We start from the raw sequence: 14,839 nt of genomic DNA on the forward strand, positions 1-14,839 counted from the left end.
GTTCATCGCCATCCGCCCGAAGGTCTCGCGGATGTCGTGGGCGGCGGCCAGCGGATCGGGCTTGCCGTTGGGACCCTCGGGGTTGACGTAGATCAGGCCCATCTGCACTGCGCCGAAGGGGTTGGCCAGTTCGCGCTCACCGCTGTACCGCGAATCGCCGAGCCACTCCGACTCCGAACCCCAGTAGATCTCCTCGGGCTCCCAGATGTCCTCACGGCCGAAGGCGAAGCCGAAGGTCTCAAAGCCCATCGATTCCAGGGCGACGTTGCCGGCCAGCACCAGCAGGTCTGCCCAGGAGATCTTCTGGCCGTACTTCTGCTTGAGCGGCCACAGCAGGCGGCGGGCCTTGTCCAGGTTGGCGTTGTCCGGCCAGGAGTCCAGCGGAGCGAACCGCTGGGAGCCCAGTCCGGCGCCGCCGCGGCCGTCGGTGGTGCGGTAGGTGCCGGCGGCGTGCCAGCTCAACCGGATGAACAGGCCGCCGTAGTGGCCGTAGTCGGCGGGCCACCAGTCCTGGGACTGGGTCATCAGGGAGGTCAGATCACGCTTGAGGGCGTCGATGTCCAGCTTGGCGAATTCCTTCGCGTAGTCGAACTTCTCGCCAAGAGGATTGGCCTTGTTGGATTGGCCGTGCAGCACCGACACGTCGAGCTGGTTGGGCCACCAGTCCTGGTTGGTCATCGGGCGGTGAGCCGTGGGCTCTGGGGACTTGATTGCCGGGTTTTCGCTCTCGCTCTGAGACACGTCGTCCTTCCTTACTATTTTGTTGATTGCGTTGACAACTCTGTGACGCACGCGGGGCACTGGCCCCAGTAGATGACTTCGGCCTCGTCGACCACGAAACCTTTGTCGTCGGAGGGGGTCAGGCAGGCCACCTCGTCCACCGCGCAGTCGACGTCGCCGATGGTTCCGCAGGAGCGGCACACGAGGTGGTGGTGGTTGTCGCCGACCCGCGCCTCGTAGCGGGCAGGAGATCCCGACGGCTGGATCCTGCGGACCAGCCCGGCCACCGTCAGCGCGGCCAGGACGTCGTAGACGGCTTGGCGGGACACCTCCGGCAGAATTTGCCGGACGGCTCCGAGGATGGTGTCGGTGTCGGCGTGCGGGTGGGCGTGCACGGCCTCGAGAACGGCCAGTCGGGGGCGGGTAACCCGCAGGTCGGCGGACCGCAGTTCGTCGCGTGCACCGAAATTCCCCACCATGGGATCCAACCTTAGCCCTTTTCTGGACCCGGTCAAGACTAGTGCGCTAGCAACCTAGGTAAGGTAATGAACCATGTCGTTCAACACCGTGGCTTACGAACTCGTGCCCGCCAACGTCGACCGCTCCGCGGGCGAGCGGGTCGAAGAAGCCCGCAAGACAATGAAGTTCGCGGCTGAGACGGGCATCACGATCGGCCACGTCATGATCCCGGGGATGATCGACGAGGACGCCGGCCGGCCGATCGAGATGAAGCCCAAGCTCGATGTCCTCGACTACTGGAATCTGGTCTCTCCCGAGCTGCCCGGGGTGCGTGGACTCTGTACCCAGGTGACGTCATTCCTCGACGACTCGACGCTGCGTAATCGTCTGTCGGACCTGCGCACCGCCGGCATGGACGGGATCGCCTTCGTCGGTGTGCCGCGCACCATGACCGACGGCCAGGGTGAGGGTGTTCCGCCTACCGACGCACTGTGGATGTACCAGGATCTGGTGCCCAACCGCGGTGTGGTGCTGATCCCCACCCGCGACAGCGAAGCCGGTCGTTTCAACTTCAAGTGCGACAAGGGTGCCACCTACGCACTGACCCAGCTGCTCTACTCCGACGCGATCGTCGGTTTCCTCCGCGACTTCGCCCGGCACAGCGAGCAACGGCCGGAAATCCTGTTGTCGTTCGGGTTCGTGCCGAAGCTGGAAAGCAAAGTGGGCCTGATCAACTGGCTCATCCAGGACCCGGGTAACCCGGTGGTGGAGGCAGAGCAGGAGTTCGTCAGGTCGATTGCCGGTCTGGAACCCGACGACAAGCGCCGCAAGATGCTCGATCTCTACAAGCGGGTCATCGACGGGGTCGTCGACCTCGGCTTCCCGCTGAGCGTGCACCTGGAGGCCACCTACGGCCCGTCGGCGCCGGCATTCGACACCTTCGCGGAGATGTTGGCGTACTGGTCGCCCCGGTGAAGACCTGGATCGACTTCGACGCCGCCCCGATTTTCGCCATCGCCCTCACCGACCCGGTCGGCGGAGTGACGGTCTGCGAGGGCATGGTGATTGAAGGTCCGCAGGGCTGGGGCGAGTTCAGCCCGCCTCCGGGCAGCGACGACCGGCAGGACGGCCGCTGGTTGACTGCGGCCATCGAGGTCGGAACCGTCGGCTGGCCCGATCCGGTCCGCGGCCGCGTGCCAGTCGCGGTGACCGTGCCGGCGGTCGATCCTGACCGGGCACGGCAGATCGTGGCAAACTCCGGCTGCGCCACCGCGGCGGTGCGGGTGGGCGACAGCCCGGGTTCGCTGGCCGCCGACGTCGCGCGGGTTGAAGCGGTCCGCGACGCCTTGGGCCCGTCGGCGGCGATCCGCTGCGACGCCAACGGCAACTGGGACCTCGAGACCGCGGTCGCGGCGATCGCCGACCTGGACCGGGCGGCCGGCGGCATGGAGTTCGTCGAACAGCCCTGTCGCAGCCTGGACGACGTTGCGGCGGTCCGCCGCCGGGTCAGCGTGCCTGTCGCCGTCGACCAGTCGATCCGCGATGGTGTTTTCTCCCTTGACGCAGACCGGCAGCGCCTGCACGACGCCGCTGACATCGCGGTGCTGACCGTCGGGCCGCTCGGCGGGGTGCGGCGCTCGCTGCGGGTGGCCGAGACCTGCGGGCTGCCGTGCACCGTGGCCGCGGAACTGGAGACCAGCGTGGGCCTTGCCGGCGGCCTGGCGCTGGCCGGGGTGCTGCCCGACAGCGGCTATGCCAGTGCGCTGGCCAGCGCGCTGCTGCTGAGCGGGGACGTGGTGACACCGGGCCGCCGTCTGGTCCCGGTGGACGGCCACCTGCCCGTCGCTCCGATGCCACCGGGCCCGGACCGTGCCCGGCTGGCCGATCTGGCACCGTCGGATCCCCGGACCGTCAACCGCTGGCGGCGGCGACTGACCGCCGCCCAGGTGTACTTGTAATCGCCCGGAGCGAGCGGTGATCGCCGGTTACCAACCCGACGTTTCGCCCTGTTGAGGCCGGGTATGCCGCGGCGATGAACGACAGCACGACGCGAGACAACCGTCCGACGAGCCTGCCGTCGGTAGCCCCGCAATCACTGTCGCCGTTCGAGTCGCACACCACGACGATGATCGTCTGGTGGTCGACCCTGATCATCTCGACCTCGGTCCTGCTGGTGTGCTGGACGCTCTGGATCTAACCGCGCGGTAGCGCCGCGGATACCGCGCCCATGACCGCGCGCTTCATCAGAGCGAACGCGGATCCCGCCGTGGCGCCCACCCCGGAACGCGTCGGGGGATCGAGCTGCAGCAGGTCGCCCTCGGCGATGCGGCCCGGTGTGCGCACGGTGCCGTACACCCCCAGACAGCGACGGGCGTGCGCGGCGACGGTCCGGGTGACCGCCGGGTCACGGGCGAGGTCGGGCTGCTCGTGAGACGGCATGACGCACCGCACGGTCGGGATCAGCGGCGACAGGGCCACGTCGGGAGCCCGCAACACCCCGCCGCACCAACTCAGCTCCGGCTGGCCGGAGCCGGGGGAGTCGATGAGGATCGTCGGCCGAAACCTCCGCTCGTCGAAGTCCGATCCCGGGGCGAATACCGACATGGCGGCCAGCGACTGTTCGGTCAGCAGGTGCACCGGATACGCGTCGACGTAGCTGCCCACCGGAGTGGCGTAGCGGCTGATCTCGCCGAGTTTGCGCACCGGGAACATCGAGAGGTCGGGCAGCGGATCGTCGGGCCCGAGGCCGAAGATGGTCCGCAGATCGGCCTGGGTGGTGATGGTGTTGCGGTACTGGCCGCGGTCGGAAACCGGCGGCAGCGGCCGCAGTTCGACGTCGCGGTCGAGATAGGACGACAGCGCCAGATGCACGGCCGGGTCCGCGCTGGAGACCTCGCTGCCGTTGGGCAAGCCGACCACGACCTCGGGAGCGTTGCCCGGCCCGGCGTCGGGTGGCGGCGTGCCTGCGTATCGGGCGGTGCACAGCAGCAGACCGGGCAGTCGCTTGGCGCTGGTGGTGATGCCGAGTTCGACGTCACGGACCGCCCAGGTGCGGTCGGCGTGTACGCCCGACTCACCGATATAGGCAGCCGGCATCCGTTCGCCCGCCATGGATTTGACTGGATATCTCCACAGGGAGGTGACGCGGCCGGCATGGACCATGACGCGAGCCTAATGGGTTGGTGGCGAGATCCCTTAAGGTTCGAGGCACCGGGGTACCCGGCGGCGGTGACACAGCAACTCATCGTTCGCCATTTTCGTTCCGAGCCCATCACCGGCGATCAGGCCATCGCCCGCGCCGCGTTTGCAGGCTGGACCCGAACCCCCACATGACGACGACCAAGGTGGTGCACTGGAGCCCACCTGGCGGTTGCCCGCCGTCGGACTAGGGACGCTGGTGTTGGAGCCCACGACGGCCAATGCGACTATGGAGCGGCAACTTCTCCGTAGCGGAAGGCAGCAGGGACCACAGCGATGTACGACCAAGCCACCGGCTGGGACACCGACGCCCAGGATGTGGGACGACGTATCGATCCGGTACTGGCCCGCAGCTGGCTGCTGGTCAACGGAGCGCAGTTCGACAAGTTCGCCCCGGCCGTGCGATCACGCGCCGACATCGTGGTCCTCGACATCGAGGACGCGGTGGCGCCGAAGGGCAAGGAGGCCGCCCGGCAGAACGTGGTGCGCTGGCTGGCTGATGGCAAGTCCGACTGGGTCCGGGTGAACGGGTTCGGCACCCAATTCTGGGCCGACGATCTGGAGATGCTGTCCAAGACCTCGGTCGGCGGGGTGATGCTGGCCATGGTCGAGTCCGTCGACCACGTCACCGAGACCGCCAAGCGGCTTCCGGACATCCCGATCGTCGCGCTGGTGGAGACCGCCCGCGGTCTGGAACGCATCACCGAGATCGCCGCGGCGAAGGGAACCTTCCGGCTGGCGTTCGGCATCGGCGACTTCCGCCGCGACACCGGTTTCGGGGAGAGCCCCACCACCCTGGCCTACGCGCGGTCGCGGTTCACCATCGCGGCCAAGGCGGCGCACCTGCCCGGCGCGATCGACGGGCCCACGGTCGGTTCCAGCGCACTGAAGCTCAGCGAGGCGACGGCGGTGTCGGCAGAGTTCGGGATGACCGGCAAGATCTGTCTGACGCCCGACCAGTGCCCGACGGTCAACGAGGGCCTGTCGCCGTCCCAGGACGAGATCACCTGGGCGCAGGAGTTTTTCGCCGAGTACGAGCGTGACGGCGGCGAGATCCGCAACGGCTCCGACCTGCCGCGCATCGCGCGTGCCACCAAGATCCTCAACTTGGCCCGCTCGTACGGGATTCGGGTCTCGGAGTTCGACGACCAGGCCGTGCATGTGCCGGCACCGTCGGACACCTACCACTACTGACCTCGGAACTGTGGTCGGCGCCAGTGCCAAAACGCTGACGTCGCAATTCTTTTCGTAGTATGCCCTGACATCACGAGGTGACAGTCGCCGCCATCCGCACAATCTCGTTGAGCGAGTTGATCAGACCGGGATCGGTGGCCTTGGGGTCTCGCAGCCGGGTGGCGACGTCGCACAGCGGTACGACCTGGCGGCTGCCCGGCCCTTGGGACATGGTGATGGTGAGTTCGGTCTGCTTGATCGCAACATCCACGCCGTTGACCGTGGTGTCCGCCGGCCCCAGCGCCATTCCCACCATCCGGCACGTCGTAGGGGAGCTCTGCTGACGATCCACCGGGAGGGTGACCGGCTGGCTGAATTCGCGCTGCAACATACCGGCGGCGGTCAGCGTGCCGGTCATGGTGCCGTTGGCCACCAGGCGCCCGGCCGGGTCGATGCCGAAATCGGTTGCGGTGAAATAGCCGCCGAGAAACGACCCGTCGCTGCCGATCCCGGTGATCGGAGTGGTCGCGCCGGTGCGGACGGTCTGGGCGTCCGCGGGGGCGGGACCGGCCGCCGTGAGACCGACGACGGCCGCAGCAAGGGCGGATGCGAGACGGATCGATGAAAGGGAGACCACTTCATCGCGTTACCCGCCCACGTCGGGGCCAAACGCCGTCAGTGCGCGGCGGCGATCAGGTCGGCGGCCTTCTCCCCGATGACCACCGCGGGGGCATGGGTGTGGCCGCGGATGATGCTGGGCATCACCGAGGCGTCGGCCACCCGCAATCCCTGTACACCGCGGACCCGCAGCTGCGGATCGACCACACTGCGTTCGTCGCGGCCCATCCGGCAGGTGCCCACCGGGTGGTACAGGGTGTGCGAGCAGGTCTCCAACGCGCGTTCGAGGGTTTCGTCGTCCAGCGTGCGGGCGTGCAGGGGACGCACCACGTCACCGACGTAGTCGGCCAGCACGGGGGAGCGGGCGATGGTGGCCGCCGCCCACAGACCGGCCATCATCGCGGCCCGGTCGGTGCCGTCCGGATCGGACAGATAGCGCGGGTCGATGATCGGCTTGGCGGCCGGGTCGGCCGAACGCAGGCTGACCGTGCCGGTGCTTTTCGGCTTGAGCAGGACCGGCCCGGTGGCGATGCCGTGGCCGAATGCCTCCCCGATGCCCTCGTCGTAGAACGGTGCGGGGGCCCAGATCAGTTCGATGTCGGGCAGATCCAGGTCCGGCCGGCTCTTGATGAACCCGTAGGCCTCGCCGACGTTGGAGGTCAGCATGCCGCGGCGGCGCAGCAGGTACTCGGCCAGCTGCGCGGGCTTCTCGGCGTCGAACAGGCTGTCGTGACGCACCGCGAACCCGAGCGGGGTGATCAGGTGGTCGAGCAGGTTCTTGCCGACCTCCGGGGCGTGGTGGACCACCCCGATACCGAATTCGGCGAGTTCCTTCTCGTCACCGATGCCCGAAAGCATCAGCAATTGCGGGGTGTTGACCGCGCCGGCGGACAACACCACTTCCTTTGCGGCCCAAACGAACTGACGGTGACCCTTGGCGTTGACGTACTCGACCCCGACCGCCCGACCGTCACCGATGAGCACCTTGTTCACTGTGGCGCCGGTGAGCAGGTGCAGGTTGCGCCGGTAGAGCGCCGGCTTGAGATAGGCGTCGGCACAACTCCACCGTGCGCCCCTGCGCTGATTCACTGCCGTCTCGCAGAACCCGTCGGTGACCGGGGCGTCGGGGGCCATCGACCGGTATCCGGCCTGTTCGGCGGCGCGCAGCCAGGCCGACGTCGAGGCTCGCGGACTGCGCTGCGCCGAGATGACCAGCGCGCCGTTCTCCGCGCGGTCGAAGTAGGTCCGCAGATGCGCGTAGTCCCAGTCCTGGCCGGCGTGCTCAGCCCACTCGTCGTAGTCGGCGGGAAAGCCCGGTACCCACATCATGGCGTTCATCGACGACGAGCCACCGAGGACTTTGCCACGCGGCCAGTAGATTTCGCGCCCGCCGACCTCTTTCTGCGGCTCTGTGAGGTAGTCCCAGTCCATCGGGCTGCGGAACAGCTTGGAGAAGGCCGCCGGGATGTGGACGAATTTGTCGGTGTCCATCGGGCCCGCCTCCAGCACCACGACGTTGACCCGGGGGTCTGCGCTGAGGCGGCTGGCAACCACCGAGCCCGCCGATCCGGTACCGATCACCACGTAATCGCATTGCATCGGCGAAGTATAGGAAACTCCCGCGCAGCCCCCGGTGGGCGTCGACCGGTTGCGCGAGGCCGCGCGATAACAGCTCGCTGGCCAAGACCAGCATGCTGACCTTCCGCCTCGACGAGGTCCTGGGGCGCGCTGGGGGCGAGATGCTGCGTTGCTTCTATGAGGCCTACACCGGCGGCCGGATCCCGCAGAAGAACCTGTGGAGAAGCAGCGCTCGTACCGCAGCCGCCATCAGTATTCGCCCGAAAAATTCCACCTCGACCCCGAGCGCATCCGGCGTGACCTCGGTTTCGTCTACGACACCTTCGGACTCACCGGGTCAGCTCGACCTGATCCTCGCTGTGGAACTGTTCCTCCAGTGCTTCCGGGGAGGCATCGCGGTCGATGAGCCGGAGGTCGGCGCCGCGCGCCGACTCGATCGCCCCAAGCCGGCGGGTCAGCTTGTCGGCCGCATAGGCGCCCATCTCGGCGGGGTCGATCCCGAACGGCGGCTTGTCGTCGAAAATCGCGAAGCTGGCATCGACCGTCCCCATCGCCGGACCCATCAGCTCGGTCATCCGGTCCTGCACCACCTGCCACATACCGTCGTCAGCGGCCACGTGGCGACGGCACGTGAAGGTGCCCCACGCCATGTGCCGGCGCTCGTCGTCGCCGATGTGTCTGATGATCTGCTGCATGCCCGGCAGGATTCCGCGGCTGGTGCACACCTTCTGCCAGCTGTAGTAGCCGGTCAGCGCCAGGCAACCCTCCACGACGTGGTTGTAGGTCACCGAGGCGCGAACCTGGTTGACCGGCCCGGGATCGCGCTGCAGGGCATGGAGGCTGTCCGGCAGTTCGCGGGCGAAGATCTGCTGGTAGGGCTCGTTGAACTCGACGAACTCGTGCAGGTCGGTGGTCAGGCCGACCGCGTCGAACCACAGCCGGAAGGCCAGCGTGTGTTTGGCCTCCTCGTAGACGAACTGGGTCAGGTACATCTCGTCGGCGAACCGCTCCTCGGCGGCCATGGCGGCGACGAACGGCTGCAGGTCCTGAGTCACCGACTCCTCACCGGCAAGGAATTGGGCAGCCAGCATCGTGGTCAACCTACGTTCGTCGTCGGTCATTGCCGCGAAGTCCCGGGCGTCCTGACTCAGATCGATGTCGGCCGGGTTCCACTGCCTGGCGTTGCCCTTGAGGAACAGCCGCATCGGGAACGAATCCCGATTGAGACCACCCGGCCCCAGCGAGGCGTAGCCGGTTCGTGTGCCGGTTCGTGTGCCGCTCCGCTTGCCGTGTTCGATGGTGCGTGTCATTCCCGAACTCCTCGCCTCGTCCCGGTTTTTGGGTATGTACCCAGTGAACCGCAACTACAGTCGGAGAGCTATGACGACCTGGCCGAACCCGGTTCACTCCCGCGGGGAGTCGAGGCGGCTCAGCCGTGAGTTCAGCGCCGTCGGTGTGGACATCCCGCCGGCGCGGCTGCGTCAGATCGCGGCGGACGGGCCGGCCAGCGAACGTGAATGGGTGGACGTCAGTTTCGCGCTGGTGGCCACCAACCTGATGACAGAGAAACGACGTTCCAGGCGCCAGCTGACACAGCGTCGCCTAGTGCGCTGCGCGATCGTCGCCGGTGCGGTGGTAGTGGCCCTGAACCTGCTGTTGTGCGTGGGTCTGCTGTTTTTCGTTTTGGCTCAGCACACCTCGCCGAACTGACCGACCGCCGTCCTGATGGACTCAGTGCACCACGTGTCCGTCGGCCACGTCGAGCGCGGCATCCAGGATCGCCAGACCCTCGGCCACTTCGGCCTCGCTGACGTTGCAGGGCGGGCAGACGTGAACGCGGTTGAAGTTGGCGAACGGCAGCATTCCGCCTGACTTGCACGCCGCCAGAACCGAATTCATCGCCGGGCTGGATCCGCCGTAGGGCGCCAGCGGCTCGCGGGTCTTCGGGTCGGCCACCAACTCGAGGGCCCAGAACACGCCGAGGCCGCGAACCTCGCCGACCGAAGGATGCCGGCAGGCCAATTCGTGCAGCCCGGGGCCGAGGACCTCGCTGCCGATGCGGGCGGCGTGGCCGACCATGTCCTCGTCCTCCATCGTGGTGATGGTGGCCACCGCCGCGGCACAGGCCAGCGGGTGTCCCGAGTAGGTGAGCCCGCCGGGATAGGCCCGGTCGGCGAAGGTGGAGAAGATGGCGTCGCTGATGGCCACTCCACCGAGCGGCACGTAACCGGACGTGACGCCTTTGGCGAAGGTCATCAGGTCGGGCAGCACGTCGAAATGCTCGATGGCGAACCACTTTCCGGTGCGTCCGAAGCCGGCCATCACCTCGTCGGCGATCATGACGATGCCGTGCCGGTCGCAGATCTGTCGGACCCCGGCCATGTATCCGGGGGGTGGCACCATGATGCCCGCTGTCCCAGGCACGGACTCCAGGATGATCGCGGCGATCGAGGATGCGCCCTCGTGGGCGATGAGACGCTCCAGGTAGTCCAGGGCGCGCTCGGACTCCTGCTGCTCGTTGTCGGCGAAGAACGACGAGCGGTACAGGAAGGGGCCGTTGAAGTGGACGACGCCGGAGCTGCCGTAGTCGTTCGGGTAGCGCCGCGGGTCGCCGGTGAGGTTGATGGCGGTGTCGGTGCCGCCGTGGTAGGAGCGGTAGCGGGAGAGCACCTTTCGTCGGCCGGTGTGCAGGCGCGCCATCCGGACGGCGTGTTCGACGGCATCGGCTCCGCCGGTGGTGAAGAACACCCGGTTCAAGTCACCGGGGGTGCGCTCGGCGATCAGCCGGGCCGCCTCGGAACGCGCGGCGTTGGCGTGTTGCGGGGCGATCGTGCACAACTTCGCGGCCTGCTCGGCGATGGCGGCGACGACCTTCGGGTGCTGGTGGCCGATGTTGGTGAACACCAGCTGGGAGGAGAAGTCCAGTAGCCGGTTGCCGTCGCCGTCCCAGACGTAGGAACCCTCCGCCGCGAGAATCGTCATCGGCGAGATCTGCTCCTGGGCCGACCAGGAGTGGAACACGTGCCGGCGGTCCAGTTCATAGGCGCGCCGGCCCTCCGCGATCGCGCTGTCGATGTCTTGCCCGTTGGGCAGTGCGGTCTCGGGCCGGGCGGTGGCAGTCATGGCCTGGAAGTTTACCGGCCCTGACGTTGCACGCGAGGCCTGTCGCTGCGCGGTCTCTCCGCCATCGCCACCTCGGTGCCGCCGAAGAAACCGGTCTCCAGCACCTCCCGCCAATTGCGGTGCAGGCGTTGGTGCAGGCGTTGACTGCCCTCGTCGACGACGCGGTTGAACGCCTCCTCCAGGCGATCTTCGGTGGGGCTGTCGGTGACGCCGGATTGGCGTTGGCTCGTAGGGCTCACGGCAGTCGGAGTACCGCTGCCGCCACTGCGCACCGGTGTGTGCCAGAACACCTATCGGGGCTGGCAGAGCACGCCCAGGGCACCGTCGGATCACAGTTCGACAAATCGCCCTGGAAGGACTGCCGCCGGGGTGGCTGCGCGGATCCCGTTGTTGTACAAGTGGATGTAGTGACTGATGGGACATCAGCGCAAGGGCCGTAACGGAAATCCCGGAATGGGCCCCAAGGAGGTTCAAAGATGAAGCGCGTCGGTGCGGCGGTCCTGGGAATGGTGCTGCTGATCCTGACGACCTGCCTCACGTCACCGGGGCTGGGGACATTCGAGGCCTCAGCCGCCCCGGTGTCCCGAGAGCAGGCGGTCAAGTATGTGATCACCCGGGGTCTGTCGCAACGCGGTGTGCCCTACTCGTGGGGCGGCGGCGACATCTACGGCCCGACCCTGGGCAAGGGCGACGGCGCCACCACCGCCGGCTTCGACGCCTCGGGTCTGATGCAGTACGTCTACGCCGGCGTCGGCGCGAAACTGCCGCGGTCGTCGGGCGCCATGTACCAGGTCGGCCAGAAGGTGACGCCCGCACAGGCGCTGCCCGCCGACTTGATCTTCTACGGCCCCGACGGCGGCGAGAGCGTCACCATGTTCCTGGGCAACAACCAGATGCTGGAGGTCACCGACACCGCGGTCACGGTCTCACCGGTGCGGACCGCGGGGATGTCGCCCTACTTGGTGCGGATCATCGCCTGAGCCCGGCTCACCGCCGCTAGGCGCACTCGGTGCAGATCGACTCGCCATTGTGGCTGCGGGCGAGCCTGCTGCGGTGGTGGACCAGGAAGCAGCTGCTGCAGGTGAATTCGTCGGGCTGCTTGGGGATCACCCGGACGATGAGTTCCTCGTCGAAGAGGTCCGCACCGGGCAACTCGTAGGAGTCCACCGCGTCGGCCTCGTCGATGTCGAGGACGGCCGTCGTCAAGTCGTTGCGCCGAACTGCCAGTTCGTCCAGCGATTCGTCGGCGTCAACCGGAGCGCGACGGGGAGCGTCGTAGTCAACGGTCATGTTCGTGCCTTTCGGGGTGTCGTTGCGCCCGGCCGTCGTTGCGCCCGGCCGTTCGTTCGGCCTGATGCGCTCCTATTCCCCATACCCCCCTGGGTCTAAACACCTTTTGTCGGTCAGGTCAAAATCAGCGCCGGTCAGGTCACGTCCGCCAGAGCGATTCCTGGGCGACGCTGGCCACCAGAGCGCCGGCGGCGTCATGGACCGACCCGAATGCCAGCCCGCGGGCGTCGCTGTGGCTGAGTCCGGCGGCGTCGTAGCAGAGCCAGTCGTTGGGATCGAACGGGCGGTGCAACCACAACGCGTGATCGAGGCTGGCTGCGCCACCGGGTCCGGGCTGCTGGGCTCCCGGCGGCCGGGCCGTCGTCACCATGCCGAGATCGGAGATGAACGTCAGCGCACACGCCCGCAGCAGGGGATTGTCCTCGACCCGGTCACGGGACCGGAACCAGAACGGCTGAATCGGCCACTCGCTGCGCACACCGGGCCCGACGCGGGCTTCGAAATAGTCGGCCCACCGTTGCGGAGGGGTGATGACGGTGGTGGCGTCGGCCAGTGTCAGCCGCGGCTGCGTTGGCCGCTGCCAGTCGACGGTGACCTCGGGCCGGTGGAATGACGCGAGCATCTCGAAGATGGGCACCCCGTCCTGGCGCGCTGTCACCCGCCGGGTGGCGAATGAGCGCCCGTCGCGGGTGCGCTCCACGGTGTACTCGACGTCGACGCCCACCCGGCCGCCCTTGATGAAGTAGGCGTGCAGCGACTGCGGCAGCCGGTCGGGGGAGACGCTCGCTCCGGCGGCGGCGAGCGCCTGGGCGGCGATCAGGCCACCGAACAGCCGCGGACCGGCGCCCAGCGCGGTGGAGGTTCGGAAGGTGTCGCCGTCGTCCCTGTCGCTGCGGTCCAGCCGAACCAGGTCGGCGATCCAGCTCGGCATCGGCCCACGATAACGGTGGCCCCTAAACTCTCCGGCATGCAGCGCGGACCCGGCAGCGAGTTCGAAGCACCCACCGGCCTGCTCGCGATCGAGGATTGTGTGGACGCCCGCGGCGGGATCGCCCTGCCGCCGGAAACGACCCTGATCTCTCTGATCGACCGCAATGTCACCTTCGTCGGCGAGACGGTGGCCTACCGGTTCCTGGACTTCTCCCGCGCGTCGTCGCCGCCGGGGGGAGACGTGACGGAACTGACCTGGGCCCAGCTCGACCGTCGGATGCGGGCCATCGCCACCCGCATCCAGCAGTTGGTTCCCGCCGGCGAGCGGGTGGCCATCCTGGCTCCACAGGGACTGCACTACGTCTGCTCGTTCTTCGGCACACTGAAGGCCGGCGCCGTCGCGGTTCCGCTCTTCGCCCCGGAACTGCCCGGTCACGCCGAACGGCTGACCGTCGCGCTCGCCGACGCCGCACCGGCGGCATTGCTGACCACCCGGACGGCCAGTGCGGCGGTCGAGGCGTTCCTGCGCACGCTGGTCGGGCGCAGGCCGCCGGTGATCGTCGTCGACGAGATCGACGACGCCGCAGCGGACGAATTCGCTCCCGCTCACATCGGCATGGACGACGTCTCCCACCTGCAGTACAGCTCCGGTGCCACTCGGCCGCCGGTGGGCATCGAGATCACCCACCGCGCGTTCGTGACGAATCTGACTCAGATGATTCTGTCGATCGACCTGCTGAACCGAAACACCCACGGCGTCAGCTGGTTACCGCTGTACCACGACATGGGTCTGTCGATGATCGGCTTTCCGGCCACCTACGGCGGCCATTCGACACTGATGGCTCCCACGGCCTTCGTCCGGCGGCCGTACCGCTGGATCCGCGCGTTGTCGGACGCCTCCCGGGAGGGACAGGTGGTCACGGCGGCACCGAACTTCGCCTACGAGTGGGCCGCTCAGCGCGGCCGGCCGGGCGACGGCGGCGACCAGATCGATCTGGCAGGCGTCATCATGATCATCGGTTCCGAACCGGTCAGCATGGCGGCCATCGACGCCTTCAACGAGGCGTTCGGACCGCACGGGTTGCCGCGCACCGCGATCAAACCGTCTTACGGCATCGCCGAGGCGACTCTGTTCATCGCCAACATCCCGCCCGACGCTGCGGCACAGGCCACCTGGTTCGACGGTGACCTGCTGGCCGCCGGACACGCCCTGGCGGTCCCGGCCGGTACATCTGGTGCAGTCGCCCACGTCTCGTGCGGGGTGGTGGCGCGCAGTCTGCACGCGATCGTGGTCGATCCGGCCACCGGTGACGAGCTCCCCGACGGCTCGGTAGGGGAGTTCTGGCTGCACGGCGACAACGTGGGTCGCGGCTATTGGCGCCGTCCGGAGGAGACCCGGCTGGTCTTCGGGGCCCGTCTGCGGTCACGGCTGGCGTCGGGCAGCAGGGCCGACGGAGTGGACCTGGACGCCGCCTGGCTGCGCACCGGCGACCTGGGGATGTTCGTCGACGGGCAGTTGTACGTCACGGGCCGGATCGTGGACCTGCTCACCCTGGATGGTCGCCACCATTACCCGCAGGACATCGAGGCCACCGCCGCGGACGCATCGGCCCAGGTGCGCCGCGGCTATGTGGCTGCGTTCAGCGTGCCGGTGGACGGCAGTGAGTGCCTGATCGTCGTTGCCGAAAGAGCAACCGGGACAGCGAAATCCGACCCGGCACCGGCAGTCGATGCCATTCGGGCCGCAGTT

At 67.9% G+C, this 14,839-nt stretch carries 15 protein-coding genes and 2 pseudogenes; 7 read left to right on the plus strand and 10 right to left on the minus strand.

Going from position 1 to position 14,839, the window contains the following annotated elements; translation table 11 throughout:
• Together ADBZ6I_RS09605 and ADBZ6I_RS09610 are read right to left on the minus strand one after the other, a co-directional pair.
• Positions 1–741 (minus strand): peroxidase family protein (locus tag ADBZ6I_RS09605; protein ID WP_526383188.1); only part of this gene is annotated, 741 nt, incomplete at its 3' end.
• A gap of 14 nt (positions 742–755) precedes the next feature.
• Positions 756–1,199 carry a Fur family transcriptional regulator gene (locus ADBZ6I_RS09610; protein WP_526383190.1) on the minus strand — a complete coding sequence of 148 codons (444 nt, stop codon included), beginning with the start codon at positions 1,197–1,199 and terminating at the stop codon, positions 756–758.
• Positions 1,200–1,272: 73 nt separating this feature from the next.
• Here ADBZ6I_RS09610 and ADBZ6I_RS09615 point away from each other — a divergent pair, with 73 nt between their 5' ends.
• From ADBZ6I_RS09615 to ADBZ6I_RS09625, 3 genes are all read left to right on the plus strand, one after another.
• Positions 1,273–2,154 carry a mycobacterial-type methylenetetrahydrofolate reductase gene (locus ADBZ6I_RS09615; protein ID WP_526383192.1) on the plus strand — a complete coding sequence of 294 codons (882 nt, stop codon included), beginning with the start codon at positions 1,273–1,275 and terminating at the stop codon, positions 2,152–2,154.
• Entirely contained in the window at positions 2,151–3,137 is a 987-nt protein-coding gene (locus ADBZ6I_RS09620; protein WP_526383194.1) for an o-succinylbenzoate synthase, read from the plus strand. The genes ADBZ6I_RS09615 and ADBZ6I_RS09620 overlap by 4 nt, the downstream gene beginning before the upstream one ends.
• 74 nt (positions 3,138–3,211) lie before the next feature.
• The gene (locus tag ADBZ6I_RS09625; RefSeq protein ID WP_526383196.1) at positions 3,212–3,376 is read left to right on the plus strand and encodes a hypothetical protein; all 165 of its coding nucleotides are present in this window, start codon (positions 3,212–3,214) and stop codon (positions 3,374–3,376) included.
• Here the strand turns inward: ADBZ6I_RS09625 and ADBZ6I_RS09630 are convergent.
• Positions 3,373–4,341 (minus strand): MOSC domain-containing protein, encoded by a 969-nt coding sequence (locus ADBZ6I_RS09630; RefSeq protein WP_526383198.1) that lies wholly within the window; start codon positions 4,339–4,341, stop codon positions 3,373–3,375. The two genes, ADBZ6I_RS09625 and ADBZ6I_RS09630, sit on opposite strands and share 4 nt — an antisense overlap.
• Positions 4,342–4,653: 312 nt before the next feature.
• Here ADBZ6I_RS09630 and ADBZ6I_RS09635 point away from each other — a divergent pair, with 312 nt between their 5' ends.
• Positions 4,654–5,571: an HpcH/HpaI aldolase/citrate lyase family protein gene (locus ADBZ6I_RS09635; protein ID WP_526383200.1), complete on the plus strand. Its 918-nt coding sequence runs from the start codon at positions 4,654–4,656 to the stop codon at positions 5,569–5,571.
• A 70-nt stretch (positions 5,572–5,641) separates the two neighbouring features.
• Here ADBZ6I_RS09635 and ADBZ6I_RS09640 read toward each other — a convergent pair whose 3' ends face one another.
• The 3 genes from ADBZ6I_RS09640 to ADBZ6I_RS09650 all read right to left on the minus strand — a co-directional run bounded on the left by ADBZ6I_RS09640 (position 5,642) and on the right by ADBZ6I_RS09650 (position 9,056).
• Positions 5,642–6,187 (minus strand): hypothetical protein, encoded by a 546-nt coding sequence (locus ADBZ6I_RS09640; RefSeq protein WP_526383202.1) that lies wholly within the window; start codon positions 6,185–6,187, stop codon positions 5,642–5,644.
• Positions 6,188–6,225: 38 nt separating this feature from the next.
• Complete coding sequence (locus ADBZ6I_RS09645; protein ID WP_526383204.1) at positions 6,226–7,767, minus strand: GMC family oxidoreductase; 1,542 nt, start codon at positions 7,765–7,767, stop codon at positions 6,226–6,228.
• A gap of 308 nt (positions 7,768–8,075) precedes the next feature.
• Positions 8,076–9,056, minus strand: coding sequence for a R2-like ligand-binding oxidase (locus ADBZ6I_RS09650; RefSeq protein ID WP_526383206.1), 981 nt, complete (start codon positions 9,054–9,056; stop codon positions 8,076–8,078).
• A 70-nt stretch (positions 9,057–9,126) separates the two neighbouring features.
• Between ADBZ6I_RS09650 and ADBZ6I_RS09655 the strand changes: the two genes are divergently transcribed.
• Positions 9,127–9,456: a hypothetical protein gene (locus tag ADBZ6I_RS09655; protein ID WP_526383208.1), complete on the plus strand. Its 330-nt coding sequence runs from the start codon at positions 9,127–9,129 to the stop codon at positions 9,454–9,456.
• A 21-nt stretch (positions 9,457–9,477) separates the two neighbouring features.
• Here ADBZ6I_RS09655 and ADBZ6I_RS09660 read toward each other — a convergent pair whose 3' ends face one another.
• Both ADBZ6I_RS09660 and ADBZ6I_RS09665 read right to left on the minus strand, forming a co-directional pair.
• Positions 9,478–10,869, minus strand: coding sequence for an aminotransferase family protein (locus ADBZ6I_RS09660; RefSeq protein ID WP_526383210.1), 1,392 nt, complete (start codon positions 10,867–10,869; stop codon positions 9,478–9,480).
• Between the two features lie 62 nt (positions 10,870–10,931).
• Positions 10,932–11,108, minus strand: a pseudogene (locus tag ADBZ6I_RS09665) (formate/nitrite transporter family protein); the annotation flags it as partial.
• 237 nt (positions 11,109–11,345) lie between these two features.
• Here ADBZ6I_RS09665 and ripD point away from each other — a divergent pair.
• Positions 11,346–11,843 (plus strand): annotated as a pseudogene (gene ripD / locus ADBZ6I_RS09670) (NlpC/P60 family peptidoglycan-binding protein RipD); the annotation flags it as partial.
• A gap of 22 nt (positions 11,844–11,865) precedes the next feature.
• On the opposite strand, the gene ADBZ6I_RS09675 reads toward ripD, so the two are convergent.
• Positions 11,866–12,159: a DUF4193 family protein gene (locus tag ADBZ6I_RS09675; protein WP_526383212.1), complete on the minus strand. Its 294-nt coding sequence runs from the start codon at positions 12,157–12,159 to the stop codon at positions 11,866–11,868.
• 139 nt (positions 12,160–12,298) lie between these two features.
• On the minus strand, positions 12,299–13,090 hold the full coding sequence (locus ADBZ6I_RS09680) for an acyl-CoA thioesterase (RefSeq protein WP_526383214.1): 792 nt from the start codon (positions 13,088–13,090) through the stop codon (positions 12,299–12,301).
• A 36-nt stretch (positions 13,091–13,126) separates the two neighbouring features.
• Between ADBZ6I_RS09680 and ADBZ6I_RS09685 the strand changes: the two genes are divergently transcribed.
• Positions 13,127–14,839: AMP-binding protein (locus ADBZ6I_RS09685; RefSeq protein WP_526383216.1), on the plus strand; the 1,713-nt coding region annotated here is incomplete at its 3' end.

The sequence above is a fragment of the Mycobacterium sp. genome, from assembly GCF_044342925.1.
Lineage (GTDB): Bacteria > Actinomycetota > Actinomycetes > Mycobacteriales > Mycobacteriaceae > Mycobacterium.